Origin of the sequence: Microcoleus sp. B9-D4, from assembly GCF_036705105.1 — a bacterium.
Classification (GTDB): Bacteria; Cyanobacteriota; Cyanobacteriia; order Cyanobacteriales; family Microcoleaceae; genus Microcoleus.
On record NZ_JAUBTS010000030.1, the window covers coordinates 56401 to 75201 of the forward strand.

Here is an 18801-nt window from a genome sequence, read left to right on the forward strand (position 1 = left end):
CTACTTACAGAAATTTGAAGTTTGGCAAATTCTAGCATATAATCATACAGGTAATCATTACTCAAACGAAAAAAAAAATGAATTCAGAAACAGTGCAAGTGAATTTCCAGCAGCAGGCAGAAATTTATTTAGCTACAGGGAACTTCGATCGGGCGATCGCACTTTGCCAACAAGTTTTGGCATCTGAACCCAACTCTGCAGAGACTTGCAAGACCTTGGGAAAGGCGCTGCAAGCTCAGGGTAAACTAGAAGACGCAAGGTATTGGTATAAAGTTGCGATCGCTCACCAACCGGATTTTGCCGAAGCTTTTGCTAACCTCGGCACTCTCTGCGCTACTTTGGAACAGTGGCAAGAGGCGATCGCCTGTTACCAAAAAGCCATCTCCCTGCAACCAAAGTTTGCAGGATTTTACCGTAACTTAAGCCGGATATTTACCCAAGTCGGTCAAGCTGAGGAAGCAGCAGACTGTTGGTATCAAGCACTCATGGTGGAACCGATAGAGATAGCGGAAGAATATCTCGATTTAGGTAATACTTTGTTGGCGCAAAAAAAGCCAGAAAAAGCGCTAACTTGTTACCACCGCACGATTTATTTAAACCCGAGTTTTTGCGAAGCTTACTGCCAATTAGCAGAAGCTGCTAGCGAGCTAAAAAAGTGGGACGAAGCTATTATTCACTACCGCAAAGCTATTCAACTCCAGCCGGAAATTTCGGAGTTTCATTACAAATTAGGCAATGTTTTGCAAGCTAAGGAACTCTGGCGCGAAGCGGAGGCTGCCTACCGAAAAAGTATTGATTTAAATCCCAATTCTTTTTTGTCCTACTACAACTTAGGTAGCGTGCTGCTCAATTTAGAAAAATGGCAAGAAGCTGCGATCGCCTACCGCACGGCTGTTGAAATTAACCCGGATTATTCTTGGTCTTACTACAGCATCGGTGCAGCTTGCGATCGATTACAAGAATGGTCTGAATCCGCCGCAGCTTACCAGCGCGCTACTGAAGTAGACCCGAATTTTTTCGCTGCTTTTCACAAGTTAGGAGATGCTCTTTTTAAACTAGAAAAATGGTCAGAAGCTGAGGCTGCATACGAACGGGCGATCGCCCTAAATGCAGAGTTATTTTGGTCTCATTATAACTTAGCTTTGACTTTAGTTAAACTTCAAAAGTTTGCAGAAGCAACACTCGCTTATCGGCGGGCGATCGCACTCAATCCCGAATTCTCTTGGACTTACCACAATTTAGGAGAAGCGCTGTTAAAAACTCAACAGTGGAAAGCCGCAGCTACCGCTTACCAACGTGCTATTGAACTTAATCCCAGTATTTCTTGGTCTTATTACAATTTAGGCGATGCTTTGAGTGGAAGTCACGCATGGAACGATGCTGTTGCCGCCTACCTTTGTGCGCTTCAAATCGAGCCGTCTCTACCAAAAATTTACATAAAGTTAGGTGAGGCTCTAATCAAAAGAACTCCGGTAGATTCAGATGTAGCAACTAGCTACTATCACCACGAAATGCAGCCCCTGCACGCTCCTGAATTTTACTGCGAAATAGCCCAAAAGTTTGCTGAGAGCGATCGGCTTAACGAAGCCATAATGTTGTACTTGATGGCATTAGAAATTAGACCAAAAGATCCCGAAATATCCCAAAAATTAGAGGATATTTTAGAAAAACAGCGTCAAACAGGGGAATCTACTCTATTATTAGAGTTAGAGGCTAAGGATATTCGCGATCGCTACATTGCCCGAGTAGTCAAAGGCAAGACTTTTGCAGAAGTCGGTGGCTTGTGGGGAACTGTCAGCGAAAAAGTATCTGTAGCTAGCAAATACGGTGCAGTTTCTCTGACAATGATTGATGCCATGCCCGCATCCATCCACTGGTGGCAAGATTTTCACGATCGCATGACAAGTTTAAATATTGCTAATTATAATTGTATTAATCGAGATATAACTCAAATTCAGCTTGCAGACATTGGCGATCCTTACGATGTAGTTCACTGTGCAGGAGTTTTGTACCATCACCCTCACCCTTTGCAAATTTTAACGAGTTTGCGTCAAATAACTGGGGAGTATTTAATCTTAACTTCAGCTATTACTCAAGAAGTTATAGAAAACGAGCGGGGACGCTACGAAATTCCAGCTTCTGGGGTAATCTTCATTCCCGCTTTAGGCGAACCAGAACGAGCTATCTTAACAACTTACTGGCAGCAACACACCGACGGTGCACCCATTTTAGGAGTAATTCAGAAAGTAGTTTTTGACATCAACGACTTTGGGCCGTGGTGGTGGCTTCCTACAGCTTCGGCTTTAGAAGCTATGTGCGAAGTCGCAGGATTTAAAGTTTTAGACAAAGGATTGACTTGGAACAATAATGCTTTGACTCTGCTGCTGGGGATTTGACGGTTGGTAAACGAACAATAACAAAACTTACTTGTGTAGAAACGGCTAAACACCTGGTTTATGAGCGGATTCCTCGCTTTCTTTCCCCAATATTCCTACTAGAAACCGGGTGTTTTCCGTAATTCATAAATAAAATAGCTGCCAACATTTTTTGTGAAGAAAACCGGAACAGGGAAATAATCAATGAACAATCAGCAACCAGAGACGCCACTAGGAAACATTTTAGTAGTAGACGATACAGCAGAAAACCTGCGTCTGTTGTCTACTATGTTGACTCAGAGGGGATACACCCCCCGCTGCGTGATTAACGGAAAAATGGCTTTGAGAGCCTGCAATTCTAATCCACCAGATTTGATTTTGCTCGACATAATGATGCCGGAAATGAACGGCTACGAAGTCTGTCAGCACTTAAAAATAGAAGCAAAAACTCGCGAAATTCCGGTAATTTTTATCAGCGCTAAAGATGAAGTATTTGACAAAGTCAACGCATTTGCTGTGGGAGCTGTTGACTATATCAGCAAGCCATTTCAGTTTGAAGAAGTGCTCGCCCGCATCGAAAGTCACCTCAGCCTGCGTAATTTACAAAAGCAGCTAAAAGAACAAAATATGCTGCTGCAAGAAGAAATCACGAGCCGCTTAGCCGTCGAAAAAACTCTTCAGGAAAAAAACCAAATCTTGCAACAAGAAATCAGCACCCGTCGCGCTGTTGAAAAAGCTCTGCAAGAGCAAAACTTGGTACTCCAACAAGAGATATCCCACCGCCAGCGCGCCGAATCTGCTCTCTTAAAATCTAACCAAGAATTGGCGCGTTCAAATGCAGAACTAGAACAATTTGCTTATGTGGCTTCTCACGACTTGCAAGCGCCTTTAGCAACCATTGCCAGTTACGCTCAACTTTTAGAAAAACGCTACAAAAACCAACTCGACAGCCAAGGTAGTAAGTTTATCGGTAATATCGTTCAGGGCTGCACCAGAATGCAAACTTTAATTGACGATTTACTCGAATATTCGCGCGTGGGCCGGAGTCGGAAACCTTTTCAACTGACAGATTGCAATCATGCAGTAGAGCAAGCACTCGCGAACCTGCAAGGGGCGATCCACGAGACTAAAGCCGTTGTCACCTACAGCGAATTACCCGCGGTAATGGGGGATATTTCTCAACTCGTACAGCTATTTCAAAATTTAGTCAGCAATGCGATTAAATATCGCCACGATGCACCGCCTGTGGTTCATATTACCGCTTGCCAGCAGGAGGAAAACTGGTTAATTTCTGTCTCAGATAATGGAATTGGGATTGCTCCGCAGCATCAAAAACGCATTTTTCAAATTTTCCAGCGCTTGCACACTCAAAAAGAATATTCTGGGACAGGTATTGGTTTAGCAATTTGTCAAAAAATTGTGGAACTTCACGGCGGATGTATCTGGGTGGAATCGGAACCGGAGCAAGGTTCTACTTTTTACTTTACTCTGGCTTAATTGAAGAATAATTTCGCCAAAAGGTATCAGCTATAACGTAGGTAAGATTAATTAGTTTCTATATTATAAATCCTAACCGAGGAGATATAATTTAGAAGTTAATACTATTTAATAGGGGAGATGAAAGCCTTGAATAATTGGGAAGGAGTGTGAGTATCAGGGTGGGGATATGGGCTAGAGTTGCATTGCTTTTATTAGTGGTATAAATTGCCAGTTAGAATAAAAAATATTTTCCGTTGACAGTCGAGTTGGTGCGTGATATAATTTTATTTATTAAACATAATTTTAGTAACGCTTGCTTACCCTCCCAAATATGACGATCGCTCTCTGTGTACGTGCAATTGAATGATTGCAGTGAAAATAAAAGGTAAAATCCAAGTTAGTTTAATATTTACTTGATAAAAAAATATTATGAAAGCAGTTTTTAACTTAGCTTTGCCTCCTATCTGCTTTAAAGTTCTGTTAGTAGAAGACAACCCTCATGAAGCTGAGCTGATTGAAGATTTGCTGTCAGAAATAGGCGGCGCGCAGCGTATAGTGCTGACGAAAGTAGAGCGCCTCAGCGAGGCGCAGCAGCGATTGAATCAAGAAACTTTTGACATAATTTTATTAGACCTTTCATTGCCAGATAGTCTGGGAATCGAGACTGTGGCTCGGGTACAAGAATACGGGGTAAATGTGCCGATCGTAGTTCTGACCGCCCAAAACGACGAAGAACTTGCCCTGCGGTTGATTTCGGTCGGCGTACAGGATTATTTGGTAAAAAGAAAAATCGACAGCGAACTGTTAATTCGATCGCTCCGTTACGCCATAGAACGCCAGAACAGTCAAGATGCTTTGCGAAAAAGTGAAGAAAAATATCGCTCGGTGGTGGAAAATTCCCTGATCGGCATTGCCATCATCGCTCCAATTATTGATAGCGAAATTCCTCTAAATTGCCACTGGATAGAAGTTAACGATGCCCTGTGCAATTTGCTGGGCTATGAGCGCTACGAACTCGTGCAAAAGAATTGGCTAGAGTTGACTCATCCAGAGGATTTGGAGGCTAATTGTGAAAAATTTTCTCAGATGTTAGCAGGTAGGCTCGACGGTTACATCTTAGACAAAAAGTGGCTCAGAAAAAACGGCGAAATAGTTCACACGCGAGTTTCCCTGCGCTGCATCCGCCGCCTGGACGGGTCTATCGACCGGATAATCGAAGTAGTTTTGGACGTGAGCGATCGCTACCGCTACGAAGCAAAACTGAAAGCGTCCGAAGAATTTTTAAACCACACCATAAATGCTACGCCAGACCCAATTTTTGTCAAAGACGAGCAACACCGCTGGATGATATTAAATGATGCTTTTTGTCAGTTGGTCGGGAAATCGCGGCAAGAACTGATCGGCAAATCAGATTATGACTTTTTCCCCCCATCAGAAGCTGCTGTTTTTTGGACAAAAGATGAAGAAGTATTGACAACGGGTGTCTGCTTGGAAACCGAAGAAGAATTCACAGACTCGGCCGGGAAAAAACACATAATTTCTACCAAAAAAAGCGTCTTCAAAATAGCTGACGGCAGTAAAGTAATAGTGGGTACAATTAGAGATTTTACCGAATACAGACAGCAACAAAAAGCCCTGGAACAAAGCGAAGCTCGCTTTCAAAAATTGGTAGCTAACCTGCCGGGAATAATTTATCAATTACGAAGGTCAGCCACTGGAAAAATATCTTTCCCCTACATCTCTTCAGGGAGCCGGCAACTCTACGAATTAGAGGCAGAAGCAATAGAGCAAAATGCGGAACTGATTTCCAAGGGAATTCACCCAGACGACCTCTTAGATTTAAAAGCATCGATCGCAATTTCAGCCACTACGCTGGAACCTTGGCAGCAGCAGTGGCGGCAGACTTTACCATCTGGAAAAGTTAAGTGGCTGCAAGGAGCTGCGAGACCAGAAAGGCTCAATAATGAGAGCAAATCTGGCAGCGAAGGCGATATTCTCTGGGACGGTTTAGTGATGGATATCACTGAATTAAAGCAGGCACAAACAGAGCGCGATCGCTTTTTTACCATCTCCTTAGACTTGCTTTGCATTGTAGGTTTTGACGGCTATTTTAAACGTTTAAACCCAGCTTGGTCAACAGCTTTAGGCTACAGTATTAGTGAATTGTTTGCCAAGCCAATGATCGAATTTGTTCATCCAGACGATCGAAAAGCTACCGCAGCCGAAGGAGCAAAACTAATAGCAGGTACGTCCAGTATCTCCTTTGAAAACCGCTACATCTGCAAAGACGGTTCTTACAAATGCTTCCTGTGGACGGCATCGCCATTTAGCGAAGAAGGTTTAATCTACTCAGTCGGCCACGACATTACGTCTCGTAAACAAGCAGAGTCTCAACTCCAGCGCCAAGCAGTAGCAATGGCCGCTGCTTATGACGGAATCGCGATTTTTAATAATAATAAAGAATGTATTTATTCCAACGATGCTTATCTCAAAATGTACGGCTTGGCTAGCCCTAGCGAACTGTATGGGAAGAAATGGAAAATGCTCTACAGCAAAGCAGAAAATATATTTTTTGAATTACAAATAATGCCGATGCTTCTGCAAAAAGGGTACTGCAATATAGAAGCAATCGGTCAGCGCCGTGACGGTACTAAGTTCCCTCAAGAATTGTCACTGACAATGCTTGCGGGGGGCGAAATTATTTCTATAGTCCGCGATATAACTAATAGAAAACAGGTAGAATCAGCCCTGCGATCGAGCCAGCGTCGCTACCAAACTTTAGCAGAAGCATCGCCAGTTTGCATATTTCACACTGACACCTTGGGAAATTGCCTTTATGTGAATAAACGGTGGAGCGAAATTACGGGATTAAATGCAGAATTAGCAGCAGAAATTGGTTGGATGAATGCCATACATCCAGACGATGTTGATCGGGTAAAAAATGAATGGCAGCGAGCAATTATTGAGAAAATTCCTTTTAAATCAGAATACCGCTTTCAGCGTCCAGACGGTCGGGTAATCTGGGTGATCGGTCAGGCAATTGCAGAAATCGGAGACAAGCAGGAAATTAAAGGCTATATCGGCACTATTACTGATATTAGCGATCGCAAACAAGCAGAATTAGATTTGCTGCGAGTTACTCAAGCGGTGGAAAGCACCAGCGATGCGATCGGCATTGCTGACTTGACAGGGCGATCGCTCTACCACAATCAAGCCTTTGTTCAACAGTACGGCTACACTGCAGAAGAACTAAACACAGCAGGCGGATTAACAGCACTTTACCCCCAAACTAAAGTGCTGCTAGAAATGTTTAAAACGATCCGTCAAGGCAAATCTTGGCAAGGCGAACTCAAAATCAACACTAAAAACAACGAACTGGTAACAACTTTATTTCGCGCCGACGGCATTAAAGATGAAACTGGTCATTTAATCGGGTTAGTGGGAGTAATTACCGACATCACCGAACGCAAACAAGCGGAGATGATCCTGCAGCAGCAATTAAGGCGAGAACGGCTAGTAGTTGCCATGCTCGATCGCATTCGCTCCTCCCTAAATTTAGAAGAAGTCCTGACAACTGCTGTCGAAGAAGTGCGGCAATTTTTGCAAACAGACCGCACAGTTATTTACCGCTTTAATCCCGACTGGAGCGGTATTGTAGTTGTCGAATCCGTGGCAAAAAATAGAATTTCGCTGCTAAATTTTAACAATGTTGATGGCTGCTTTAAAGAGAAATTTGTGGAAGTTTATCAGCAAGGCTGTATTAGATCTATGGAAGATATTTATCGGGAAAATTTGACGGAATGCCACATGAAATTTCTCGAAAAAATTGAAGTAAAAGCTAACTTAATAGTACCGATTTTAAAAGCACGAGAAAGCATTTCCCAGACCCAACCGACGGCAGAAAATCAGCTCTGGGGACTGCTGATCGCCCAGGATTGCAGCGGCCCCCGTCCCTGGGATTCCTCAGAAATAGAATCCCTCCGGCAATTGTGTGTGCAATTGGCGATCGCGATCCAGCAATCGACGCTATTTCAACAAGCAAAAACGGAAATTGTCGATCGCAAACTTGCAGAATCGGCCCTCCAACAAGCTGCATTAGCCGCAGAAAGCGCCAACCGCGCCAAAAGCGAATTTCTTGCCAACATGAGCCACGAACTACGCACGCCTTTAAACGGCGTTTTAGGTTACGCTCAAATCCTCAAAACCGACAAAGACTTAAGCTCAGATCAGCAAGAAAGTCTCAGCAATATTCAACAGTGCGGTCAACACCTGCTGATGTTAATCAACGATGTTTTAGATCTTTCCAAAATTGAAGCTAGAAAAATGGAACTCTACCCGGAAGAGTTAAATTTTCTAAATTTTACGAAAAACATTGCTGATCTCTTTCAGATGCGGGCCTCTCAAAAAGAAATTTTATTCAATTACGAACAAGTCTCTCCCCTGCCTAGCTGCGTTCGTGTCGATCCAAAAAGATTGCGCCAAATTCTCATAAATTTACTCAGCAATGCCGTTAAATTTACTAACAGTGGCAGTGTGACTTTCAAAGTCGGCTATGTCGGCACAGGGGCCTGGATTCGAGGGCAAGGAGAACATTATGAGTTCTCGACTTTGAGTTCGGAACTGAAAGAAAATTATATGCGCTTCGCCCACAAGGCGATCGCAGCCAAACACGCTTTAAAAATCCGCTTTCAAGTCGAGGATACCGGCACGGGAATAGAGCAAAGCAAGTTAGAAGAAATATTTTTGCCTTTCCACCAAGTAGGATCCAATACATTTGTTGAAGGTACAGGTCTCGGACTCTCGATTAGCCAGAAATTAGCGAAACTAATGGGTGCCGAAATTCGCGTCAACAGCACTTTGGGAAAAGGCAGCACTTTTTGGGTAGATTTAGAATTGCCAGCAGCTAAACGGTACTTGGAGGTGTCTCCTTTGCAGGAAAAACGCTGGGTTGTCGGTTTTATCGGCAACAAGCGGAAAGTGCTAATCGTCGATGACAATCAACTAGATCGCGATTTGTTGTGCAGGCTGCTGCGGCGTTTGGGATTTGAGGTTGTCGAGGCCCAAAACGGTCAAGAATGCCTCTGCAAAACTGTTGAATTTAAACCGGATGTGATTTTAATGGACTTGCGGATGCCTGTAATGGATGGCTTAGAAAGTGCAAGAAAACTGCGGCAGTTGCCGGAAGTAAAAGATGTTGTGTTAATCGCTATGTCAGCTAGCGTTTTCGAGGCTATGCAGCAAGATAGCATCCTCGCAGGGTACGATGCTTTTCTTCCCAAACCGATCGAAGCAAATCACTTTTTGGAACAGTTGCGCGTGCATTTGGGACTAGAATGGATTTATGGGGAATCTTCGGAAAACAACAAGCGCAAAACTCCCAGTTTGTCACCAGCCTCTGATTTTCCTGCTTATTCTTCTCTGTTACCTGCGGCTTCTGAGTCGGTAGCAAAACTTTTGAAACTCGCAGCTATGGGCGACATTGAAGAAATTTTTGAGGAGAGTGCTAAGCTGGAGACTTTAGAACCTAATCTCGTGCCGTTTGTCTTGAAGCTGCGCCAACTTGCTAAGGGATTTCAGCTCAAACAAATTCGGAATACTTTAAACCAATATATCGATGGTCAGTAGTCAGTAGTCAGTAGTCAGTAGTCAGTAGTCAATCGATTTTAGATTTTAGATTTTAGATTAAAGAATTGAAGTATTGACTCCACGGATAAATACGTTCGGCAAGTTTCTCGGATACAGGTTTTTTATTTCTGGACGGATGAATCACGTGGCGGGTATCCTGGATGCTTTCGGTCAGTAGTCAGTAGTCAGTGGTCAGTAGTGATATCATGTCCGATCGAGCGACCGGACATGATATCACTCTAATAGCCAACCAAATAATTCTCCTACTGTCAGTTGCAATTCCCTGGCAAAAGATGGCATGGGCAATAACTGTTCCGGTTCGTCAAACACCTCAGTTGATTGAGTCGGCCGATATACAAAAACCGATCGCTCCTCTGGATCGATTAACCAACCCATTTGAGTTCCGTGCTTGAGACAATGTAAAATATTTTTAGTAACTTTAGTTTGGCTTTGGTCGGGGGAGAGGATTTCAATTGTCCAATCCGGGGCGATCGCAAACACATTTGCCACACCACCATTTTCTTTACGGGGAATGCGCTCCCAAGTGAATACAGTCACGTCTGGAACGATCGCTCGACCGCCAAAAATGCACCGTAGTTCTGGAAATGCTCGCGCCACCTTTTGAGGTTTGAGAGTAGCATTAGCAGCACTTGTCAACTCGCCTTGAATGACACTATGTTCTCCTTGAGGCATGGGTTTTTGAATGATTGCACCGTCAATGTACTCGCTGGCTGGTTTGGTTTCTGGCAACTTCAGAAACTCTTGGAGAGTCAAAGATTTTGGCAGGGTTTGTACCATCCGATTTTACCTATAAAAAAGAGTTTCATCTGCTATTTTACCCAAAAGTCCCGGACTCGTGCGATCGGCGATCCACTTATATCGTTTCCGGTTGCATCGGAATAATAAAATCCAGTCAACAGTTAACACTCAACCCTTGAGTTTTTCCACCCCTCCTTCTACAGTCAACAGTCAACAGTCAACAATCACGGACGGTGCAACCGGAATTGATATTACTTCAACATCCGGCTATACCACCTTGCATCCTGCGGCTAATCTTGCTTCTATATATTCAGAGACAGTTTTTGAGAGAGTTGGGATTGAAATTACTTTGCCTCAGTAACGGCCACGGAGAAGACGCGATCGCCCTTCGCATCTTGCAGGAACTGCAACAGCACCCGCATCCGCCAGAATTAGCCGTTTTTCCGCTAGTGGGTGAAGGGCAAGCTTTCGCTCAACTAGAAAACGCCCGCATCATCGGCCCGGTGCAGCGAATGCCTTCGGGCGGCTTTATTTACATGGACAGAAGGGAATTTTTGCGCGATGTCAAAGGCGGCCTGCTTCAGTTGACCATCGCTCAGTTTAAAGCCATCCGCGCTTGGGTGCGGACTCAACAACAGTCTGGGAATCAAGACGGCGTTATTTTAGCCTGCGGGGATATTGTACCGCTGCTGTTTGCTTGGCTCAGCGGCGCGCCCTATGCCTTTGTCGGTACTGCCAAGTCCGAGTATTATTTGCGCGACGAGGACGGGCCTCTGGCTCGCAAATCCAGGGCCTTTGGTTGGTGGGGTTGGTCGCGATCGGTTTATTTCCCTTGGGAGCGCTGGTTGATGACTCGATCGCGCTGTCGGGCCGTTTTTGCCAGGGACGCGCTCACCGCCGAGACTTTACAAAAGCTGGGCATTCCCGCTTACGATCTCGGAAACCCGATGATGGACGGACTCGAACCGGAAAACCCCGCCGGTTTTTACGGCCCTGACGCAGAGTTTCGGGAAATGGAGCGATCGCTCATCATCACCTTACTCCCCGGTTCTAGAGCGCCGGAAGCCTATGCTAATTGGCTGCTAATAGTAGAGGCTGTAGCCGGAATTTTGTCACTGTTTGCCGATCGCAAATTGTTATTTTTCGGAGCCATTTCTCCCCAGTTAAACTTAGAAGCTTTGCGACCTAGTTTAGAATTTTTCGGCTGGCGACAAGACGGGGAAGCTAGAACGCAGCGGCGAGAAGGAAGTATTTTGCGGCCTCCTGTTTCTAGCGCTCAAGAAATTCAGCAAGAATCTCCTAATTTACTATTGCCCCTGACATTTGTGCAGAGAAACGCCACGATGATTTTGACTCAGCAAAGTTTTAACGATTGTTTGTACGAAGCCGATTTAGCAATAGCAATGGCCGGAACAGCTACAGAACAATTTGTAGGTTTAGGAAAACCCGCGATCGCCATTCCCGGAAACGGCCCGCAATTTACTCCCGCCTTTGCAGAAGCTCAAAGTCGCCTGTTAGGCCCGTCATTAATTTTAGTCAAACATCCCGCCGAAGTTGCCGGCGCCGTGCAGTCTTTGCTCCGTGACCCCGACAGGTTGCAGCTAATCGCTGAAAATGGCTGGCGCCGCATGGGAGAACCCGGTGCTGCTGCCAGAATTGCCGAGTGTTTAATTCAGCGGTTCGGCGGTGAATGCAGCAATTCTCAATTGCCTGCAATAGACTAGGGACAAAACATTGTTTTGTCCCTACCGACTATATTTAATTCTACTTTCTTTAAAAAAAATCTTGTTCGCTAATATCATGTCCGATCGATCGCCCATAATACAATTGCCGGGGCCCGTTTGTAAGATTGTCCGTTAGGGGCAAATATTATTGGTGAACCCGCCCCTACAGGAATCCGGGTAATCGACCGGACATGATATAACTACTAACTTCCGTTGTATGTAGTGAGGAATGCAAGTCCTCTGATTTTTATGAGGACTTGCATTCCGATGCTGCAAACCAATTTTATTGTCGTTGTTCGAGTAGGGTGTGCTGGGCCGCGCACCTTACTAATACACCACTGGCTGAAAAGTTTAATTCGCCGTTTTTTCCGAAGATTGATCCCAGAAATTAGCTTGAGGAATTTTAAAATCCGACTTAACCAAAACTCCCGGTTCTCGCTGCATCGGCAGCACATCTAAAGTATCCGTTTGCGCGCAATATTTTAAATCTTCAATAACACCTAAACCGAGGAGGCGCTGACCGTGGCTGGCCCTTTCCAACAATTCGTGCAACCTATCTTGCCACTGCAAATAAAGAGCAATAGCCCCAAATACTTCATCGTTACCAGCAAAATCGCTCGCAGGAATACCGCTTTCTGCCAGGAGACTTTGGGCGATCGCACCAGCACAAACCGTATCTTCCAACGAATAACTCCCTTCCCAACCCGAACCCACAATCCAAATAGTTTCTGGCTGTTTATTTAACAAAAACTGCACCACAGATTTGCGGTTAATCAAAGCCGCCGTTAACACAGTTGCAGCAGCTTGCACTCGTTCCAGAGCCCGAGTACCGTTAGTTGTGCTGATAAAAATTCGCTTCCCAGTCACCTTTTCTGGCGTGCAGTCCAGTGGAGAATTCCCCATGTCAAATCCGTCAACTTTGCCGCCGCCGCGCTCTCCAGCGCGAATCCGCTTATCAGCAGGCCATTTTTCGCTCTCGGCCATCAGCTTATCTAAGTCGCTGAAAACTTGGACAGCTTCCGCCCCATTATTCAGGGCCGTTGCCATTGTCGTAGTCGCCCGCAGCACATCAACTGCGATCGCGCAAGCCGGCATTTTGTCGGCTGGCGTAAGTTCCGGGGTATGGTAAATAAAAAGCTTCACTTTTGGGGCTACCTGCAATAAATCCTCATCAGTCATAATAATGGAAAATGGATAATAGAAAATAGAGTCGAGTCTTCAAAAGCAGAAAATATGTCAAAACAGCTAAATTCAAACCCCGCCCACGCCGCCATTACCGCACCACTTGGACTCCTGGCAGGTTTCACCTATCCTTTGCGAGCTTTCACGCTGATTTTGCAAACTCCCAAGCTGTGGACTTATGTATTAGTTCCCGTGGTGCTAAATTTTATAATTGGTATTGGTCTTTATTTAAGCTTGCTATTTCCCAGTTTGGCAGGGATAGACGTTTTAGTTGCCGATTTGTCCGTCCGATTTAATGCTCTAATTGCGAGTTGGCCAGCTTGGCTGAGTTTTCTCGGCGCGTTAACCGTCGCTTTCGGCTGGCTGCTGCGCGTACTCCTAGTGTCAGGACTTTTGCTGATAATTGGATTTTTGTTAGTGCAGTTTGGCGTGATTTTAGGTTCGCCGTGGTACGGCAAACTTTCCGAACAATTGGAACTGCTGCGGAACGGTCAATTGCCCGCAGAAGCACCAATGAATTTGGCGAGTAGTTTTGGGGATATTCAAAGGGCGATCGCCTTTGAACTGCGAAAACTACAAATTTTGTTGAGCGTCGGTATACCCCTGCTGCTGCTAAATTTTATCCCTGGTGTCGGCTCTATTCTTAGCAGCTTGGGTGGCGTAGCTTTGGGCGCGACTATTGTCTGTTTGGACTTTTTAGATGCACCTTTGGAGAGGCGGAGGCGACCTTTTCAGGAGAAGTTGGAGATAATTTGGGCGAGTTTGCCGGCCAGCGGGAGTTTTGGTTTGGTTTGTTTGGGTTTGGTGAGCATTCCGCTGTTGAATCTGTTGGCGATTCCGCTGTGCGTGACGGCGGGAACTTTGTTTTTTTGCGATCGCATTTGGCCGGCCCGCTTTGCCCCAGAAGAAACTCATAGCGATCAAGAAACTAACATTACCAATTAAAAACTAGGAAGATGCTTCTTCCTTCGGCTGCCTCTGGGAGTTAAGATCCAGAAACGGGCTTAAAAACAGCCAGCTAATGAAGAAAAAGGATGCTGTAAATAGCTGGACAATATCAACCGCCGACAAATATCCGTCAGATAATAGTGCAATAGTTCTATCTGTCAGCCCGAATATCCAAGAGAGAATCCCAAACAGCCAAATGCCTTTTTGGAGCATGGGCAAAAATGCTGAAACTTCGGAGTTTTGCTGCTTCTTCATTGATTTAGCCCTTGTTTGCGAAGAATCTGATTAACGGGGGCACCCCAAGGGCTTAAGGATTTTTGGTGTCTCCTCGGATTCCCTTTGTTATCTATATGTTAAGAAATGTTTTCGGATATGACAACGCGCCCTGGGAGGGATTTCCGCATCTATCTTAAGAGGTAGTCCGAGCGCTCACAAAGAGTGATATTTGCTACACTTTGGCAGCTACGCTAGAGATTTTGCTGAGTTTTGGAGGGATAAATTGCTGAACATGGGTAGCGGCGGGCTCTCTTGGCATCGCGCCTACAAAAAAAAGCTTGTATTTTATATTGAAGTATGTAATACTACACAGTGAGCAAGTTTGGTTCAAGAACGATCGCGAGGTTTGTACTGAGGAGGGAGAGTTATCAAAGCCCTAAAAGCCACAGGACAAACAATTCGATTATCAGTATTAACCAGGCTTGATATGAGTTCAGCGTCAATAAAATCGAACAATGCCACGCTTAAATCAGATTATTGCGATCGAAAAAGGCATCAAAAGCCGATCCGTCCAAGAACTCGCAGAAGCTCAAAAAGCACTCCAGAAGCCCGCTGTGCTTTCTGGAATCTCCCGTACATACCGCCCCAAAGACGAAGAAGGCGAACAACTGCCGCCAGAGTCCAAAAAAGTTGAAGTCAAAGCAGAAGAGATTATCCGCAAAACAACTGAAGTTTTGACCAAACTCTTCGACGTAACAGCAACCAAAGATTGGACAAATTGTAGCGCCCGCGCGGACGTAACTGTAGACGGAAATGTGCTTTTGAGCCAAGTTCCCGTCAGCTATTTGCTATTCATTGAAAAGCAGTTAGCAGATTTGCAAGCATTCATCAAAAAACTTCCCGTCTTAGATGCTTCCGAGACTTGGAACTTCGATGCTTCGGCCGACTGCTGGGCAACAGAACCGGTGCAAACTCTCAAGACTTTTAAAACTCCGCGCAATCACGTTAAAGCTGAAGCTACCGAACACCATCCGGCTCAAGTAGATGTCTATTACGAAGATATTACGATCGGCTACTGGCGGACTGTCAAGTTTTCTGGAGCTTTGCCAGCACGGCGGATCAATGAGTTGCTGCAAAGGGTGGAAATCTTGCAGCAAGCTGTTATGTTCGCCCGCGAAGAAGCTAACAATTCTGAAGTTGAGGAACAGAGAGTGGGAGAGCGAATTTTTCAGTTTATTTTCCGCTAAATGCTTGCTTTTTTGATAGTTATAGTTTAAGATATAAACAGAGTACAAGCTCAATCTAAAACTTCAACTTAAACCGTACAAATGTGAGAGTGCAGGTTCGACTCCTGTCCCTTCTACCCAAAATAGGGGGGTAGCCCAATTGGCAGAGGCAGCATTGCGTACAAATTCAACAGCAAGTTATTACTCTAAACTCAGCATTCACCGCCGATCGCTAAAACGAATGTCAGGAAAAAATAACATCATCGAGGTTGCTGGCTCATATCCAGCCCCCTCTACCAAACGCAGGGGGGTAGCTCAATCGGTAGAGCGCGATGCTATTAATCTTAAATCCTTGACTTAAATGTGATAGCGTGCCCAAATGGGCGGTAAATATAAACCCAGTAGTAAGGTCAGAACTACTGGGTTTTATGCGTAACCCTGCTATATTGTTTCTACAGCTTTATTCACACTATGCACACAGCTCGATTTACGAGTGATTGCGAGAAAGTTGATAGAAGCTCAAACCCTTACAGAATCTTGAAAAGTCAATATGTACGCTAAATCACAAGCCATCCCTGAGACCATCAAAGTTCAGTCTGATAACGGTTCACTCCGGTTACAATTCAGTACCAAGTACAATCCCATTTTTGGGGGCAAGCGGAAGTTTCAGGGCTTAGGGATGAAAGACACCCCTGAAAACTGGCAAAAGGCGATAGCTATCGCATGGCGGATCGAAGGTGACTTGCAGCACCCAGACTGGGAACAGTTGTTTGACCCTACCTTTGCCAAGTACGGCTTAAAGACCAAGTACGCTGCTGAACTGAAGCTAGCTGCACCTATCCCTGAACCGGAACCTGAAATGACGGTAGGGGCAATGTGGGAGGACTACTTGGTTTGGAAGGAACCGCAGTTACAGCCGACTACGTTTAATCATTTTTGTAACAATACTCCGGACATTTTTTAAGCAGCCAAAGTACCATAAGACAAGACTGAAGGAAGATTAGGATGGTTTAAAATCAAATCCGGGTCTAAATCTAACTTATCAATAAAGGTACAAAGTAGATGCTTATTGAATTCCAGACGTTTATAAGAGGCCATAGAAAACACAAAAGATTTGGCAGATGAATGACAACTAGAAAGTTCATGTTTGGCTAAATTTAAGGCAATTAGACTGGCATTAAAGTGAAAATCAAGCCGTGGTAAATGACGAGCTTGACAATCCGACAATCCCGTAAATTGCTTGGCATCACGAAAAATAAATTCAATCTGGAAACGAGCCTGATAATATTCAACAATTTGCTCAGGCGGTAAGTGAATATCAGTGCTAAATAATAAAGCATTTTTAATTTCTCCGTTGGCTTGAACCTCAGAGATACAAGCCAACCTAATTTGGCAATTTAAACAACAACTCCACACCACCAATGTATATAATGAAACTCCCGGTTTTATTTCTTTAACAAAATTAAGACGACTCAAATCATGGCAGTCAACCTTACCATCATATTTACGTGGAGTTCCCAGTTTCTTTTGTTCACCAGTATAAAGATAGCGTAGGTTAGCATCAACTCTTAACTTGCCAATAAAGTCTAAATTTAACTCCCGCACAGCATCCCAGAATTTAGAGCGGTAGTAATAGCCATCAGCGACCAAATAACGTACAGAATTTGGGAAGAAATAACGAGTATTCTTTAGATGTTCTACTCCCGTCATCAACTCTTGTGATGTCAGGCGTTGAGCTTTGAGACTCCTGTTTTTTGCGAGATTTTTTTGACCAGCTATTCTTCGGTTTTTGTGGCAGTTTTTTCACCTTCTTTATTTGAGAGCGTGATGGAGTTTGTTGTACGCTTAAGCTATAAGATAAACGACTCTCAATTTCGACAATAGAAATTACAGAAATTTCCAACCCCTGTTCCGATTTCCCCGCTACACCATTATAAAAATAACCCTTACCGTCAGTTTTTTTGCCACTTTTTCTTAAAAAAGAACAATCGATAACGGCAATGACTGTGTGTTCAGGATTTAAGGCAGATTCGAGGAAATATTGATTAAATTGTGGAAAATTAAAGCTTTTGAGAAAGTGACGACGGTAGGTTTTTTCGCTCAAACAACTATAACGACTGAGATTGGTGAAGTTGACCTTGCCATAAACAAGCAAAATAGTTGAGAATAAAGTGATTAAAAATTTCTTTTGGGGTTGACTAATTCCTGGCATTTGTTGTAAGATGGATTCAATAATCTTCATAAGGCAATCTGAAGAGCTTGTGTGTTTTTATAGCTTAACCTAAAAGAGCGCCTTTTTTTCTGTTCATTTTGGGTTCAGATTGCACTCACTTTTTTCGCTTCTGTGATTTATTGCGTAAGCGTTGCTTGCCGAAGCCATCGCATCCCTCTTTTAAAAATGTCCGGAGTATTGTTGTAAAAAACTTACAAATATTATCAAAGGTCTTGTGTGGAACAAACAAAGACAAACGATGATTTCGTTCCCTTGTTCTATTTGGGATTTACCAATTTCCACAGGTATAGTTGATATTTTGTTGTCAAGTCCGTTTGAAGAAGATAGCAAGCGTAGAACCCTAGTTGCACTTTCGGAAGCTTTCGTTAGACTACAGTCTCAGGGCAAAACCAAACTAACTATCAATCCTTTTATAATGCCAGCTAGCATTATAAAAAATAAAACTGACAAATACAAATCGCAAGTCAGCGCCGATGGTACGGTTGATTTACGATGGTGGGACAAGTCTGATACTGAAACCGACCCAGAAGAACGCGACCGCCGTGCTTTTACTAAGGAAGAACGCGACATCATTATCAAGGCATTTTATGAGCACAAAAATCCTTCACCTCGAAGGTTGGCTCCCTTGATTGAATTCCGTTTCTTAACAGGTTGTCGAAATGGAGAAGCGTTCGCACTTGAATGGAAAGATGTTTTTTTGGGACGGGATAAGGATTATATCCGGTTTAGCAAGTCCTACAACGGGATGCTTAAAAACACTCAAGTTACAAAAACAGGAGAAGCTAGACTGTTCAAAATCTACCCCAAACTCAATGATTTACTGCTACGTATCAAGCCTGATAACGCAAAACCAACTGATTTAGTGTTTACCAAACTAAACGGCAAGCACTGGGATAGTAATGCAATTGCTAAACTCTGGCTGAGCTATGACTGTAAGCGAAATGGGGTAGAGTGTTCATAGCTGGTAAAAGTATAGTCATTTATAGGCATGGGAGGCTTCAAGTCCCTCCCCCTTCACTTTTACTTTCAGCGGA

Annotated in this window: 15 protein-coding genes; 10 read left to right on the forward strand and 5 right to left on the reverse strand. The window is 44.1% G+C overall.

Annotation, left to right across the window (positions count from 1 at the left end; all coding sequences use genetic code 11):
- Positions 1 to 77: 77 nt before the first annotated feature.
- The 3 genes from QUB24_RS18665 to QUB24_RS18675 all read left to right on the forward strand — a co-directional run bounded on the left by QUB24_RS18665 (position 78) and on the right by QUB24_RS18675 (position 9479).
- Positions 78 to 2396, forward strand: a complete 2319-nt coding sequence (locus QUB24_RS18665; RefSeq protein ID WP_333154664.1) for a tetratricopeptide repeat protein — start codon at positions 78 to 80, stop codon at positions 2394 to 2396.
- A 183-nt stretch (positions 2397 to 2579) separates the two neighbouring features.
- Complete coding sequence (locus QUB24_RS18670; protein ID WP_333154665.1) at positions 2580 to 3872, forward strand: ATP-binding protein; 1293 nt, start codon at positions 2580 to 2582, stop codon at positions 3870 to 3872.
- Between the two features lie 411 nt (positions 3873 to 4283).
- Positions 4284 to 9479 (forward strand): PAS domain S-box protein, encoded by a 5196-nt coding sequence (locus QUB24_RS18675; RefSeq protein ID WP_333154666.1) that lies wholly within the window; start codon positions 4284 to 4286, stop codon positions 9477 to 9479.
- 234 nt (positions 9480 to 9713) lie between these two features.
- Here the strand turns inward: QUB24_RS18675 and QUB24_RS18680 are convergent, their stop codons facing one another.
- Positions 9714 to 10277, reverse strand: coding sequence for a Uma2 family endonuclease (locus tag QUB24_RS18680; protein ID WP_333154667.1), 564 nt, complete (start codon positions 10275 to 10277; stop codon positions 9714 to 9716).
- A gap of 136 nt (positions 10278 to 10413) precedes the next feature.
- Between QUB24_RS18680 and QUB24_RS18685 the strand changes: the two genes are divergently transcribed.
- Both QUB24_RS18685 and QUB24_RS18690 read left to right on the forward strand, forming a co-directional pair.
- Positions 10414 to 10599 (forward strand): hypothetical protein, encoded by a 186-nt coding sequence (locus QUB24_RS18685; RefSeq protein WP_333154668.1) that lies wholly within the window; start codon positions 10414 to 10416, stop codon positions 10597 to 10599.
- A complete protein-coding gene (locus tag QUB24_RS18690) occupies positions 10577 to 11962 on the forward strand; it encodes a lipid-A-disaccharide synthase-related protein (protein ID WP_333154669.1) in 1386 nt (461 codons plus the stop codon). The genes QUB24_RS18685 and QUB24_RS18690 overlap by 23 nt, the downstream gene beginning before the upstream one ends.
- 351 nt (positions 11963 to 12313) lie before the next feature.
- On the opposite strand, the gene QUB24_RS18695 is transcribed toward QUB24_RS18690, so the two are convergent.
- A complete protein-coding gene (locus tag QUB24_RS18695) occupies positions 12314 to 13105 on the reverse strand; it encodes a 2-phosphosulfolactate phosphatase family protein (protein WP_333154678.1) in 792 nt (263 codons plus the stop codon).
- A gap of 90 nt (positions 13106 to 13195) precedes the next feature.
- Here QUB24_RS18695 and QUB24_RS18700 point away from each other — a divergent pair, with 90 nt between their 5' ends.
- Entirely contained in the window at positions 13196 to 14089 is an 894-nt protein-coding gene (locus QUB24_RS18700) for an EI24 domain-containing protein (RefSeq protein ID WP_333154670.1), read from the forward strand.
- Positions 14090 to 14092: 3 nt separating this feature from the next.
- Here the strand turns inward: QUB24_RS18700 and QUB24_RS18705 are convergent, their stop codons facing one another.
- Positions 14093 to 14347: a hypothetical protein gene (locus QUB24_RS18705; protein ID WP_333154671.1), complete on the reverse strand. Its 255-nt coding sequence runs from the start codon at positions 14345 to 14347 to the stop codon at positions 14093 to 14095.
- A 476-nt stretch (positions 14348 to 14823) separates the two neighbouring features.
- On the opposite strand from QUB24_RS18705, the gene QUB24_RS18710 reads away from it, so the two are divergent.
- The 3 genes from QUB24_RS18710 to QUB24_RS18720 all read left to right on the forward strand — a co-directional run bounded on the left by QUB24_RS18710 (position 14824) and on the right by QUB24_RS18720 (position 16498).
- Positions 14824 to 15555: a DUF7873 family protein gene (locus tag QUB24_RS18710; RefSeq protein WP_333103760.1), complete on the forward strand. Its 732-nt coding sequence runs from the start codon at positions 14824 to 14826 to the stop codon at positions 15553 to 15555.
- 154 nt (positions 15556 to 15709) lie between these two features.
- Complete coding sequence (locus QUB24_RS18715; protein WP_333154672.1) at positions 15710 to 15895, forward strand: hypothetical protein; 186 nt, start codon at positions 15710 to 15712, stop codon at positions 15893 to 15895.
- Between the two features lie 189 nt (positions 15896 to 16084).
- The gene (locus QUB24_RS18720) at positions 16085 to 16498 is read left to right on the forward strand and encodes a hypothetical protein (protein ID WP_333154673.1); all 414 of its coding nucleotides are present in this window, start codon (positions 16085 to 16087) and stop codon (positions 16496 to 16498) included.
- Here QUB24_RS18720 and QUB24_RS18725 read toward each other — a convergent pair.
- The gene (locus QUB24_RS18725) at positions 16495 to 17244 is read right to left on the reverse strand and encodes a transposase (RefSeq protein ID WP_333154674.1); all 750 of its coding nucleotides are present in this window, start codon (positions 17242 to 17244) and stop codon (positions 16495 to 16497) included. The two genes, QUB24_RS18720 and QUB24_RS18725, sit on opposite strands and share 4 nt — an antisense overlap.
- Positions 17174 to 17776: a hypothetical protein gene (locus tag QUB24_RS18730; protein WP_333154675.1), complete on the reverse strand. Its 603-nt coding sequence runs from the start codon at positions 17774 to 17776 to the stop codon at positions 17174 to 17176. The genes QUB24_RS18725 and QUB24_RS18730 overlap by 71 nt, the downstream gene beginning before the upstream one ends.
- A gap of 205 nt (positions 17777 to 17981) precedes the next feature.
- Between QUB24_RS18730 and QUB24_RS18735 the strand changes: the two genes are divergently transcribed.
- Positions 17982 to 18728, forward strand: a complete 747-nt coding sequence (locus QUB24_RS18735; RefSeq protein WP_333154676.1) for a hypothetical protein — start codon at positions 17982 to 17984, stop codon at positions 18726 to 18728.
- Positions 18729 to 18801 lie beyond the last annotated feature (73 nt).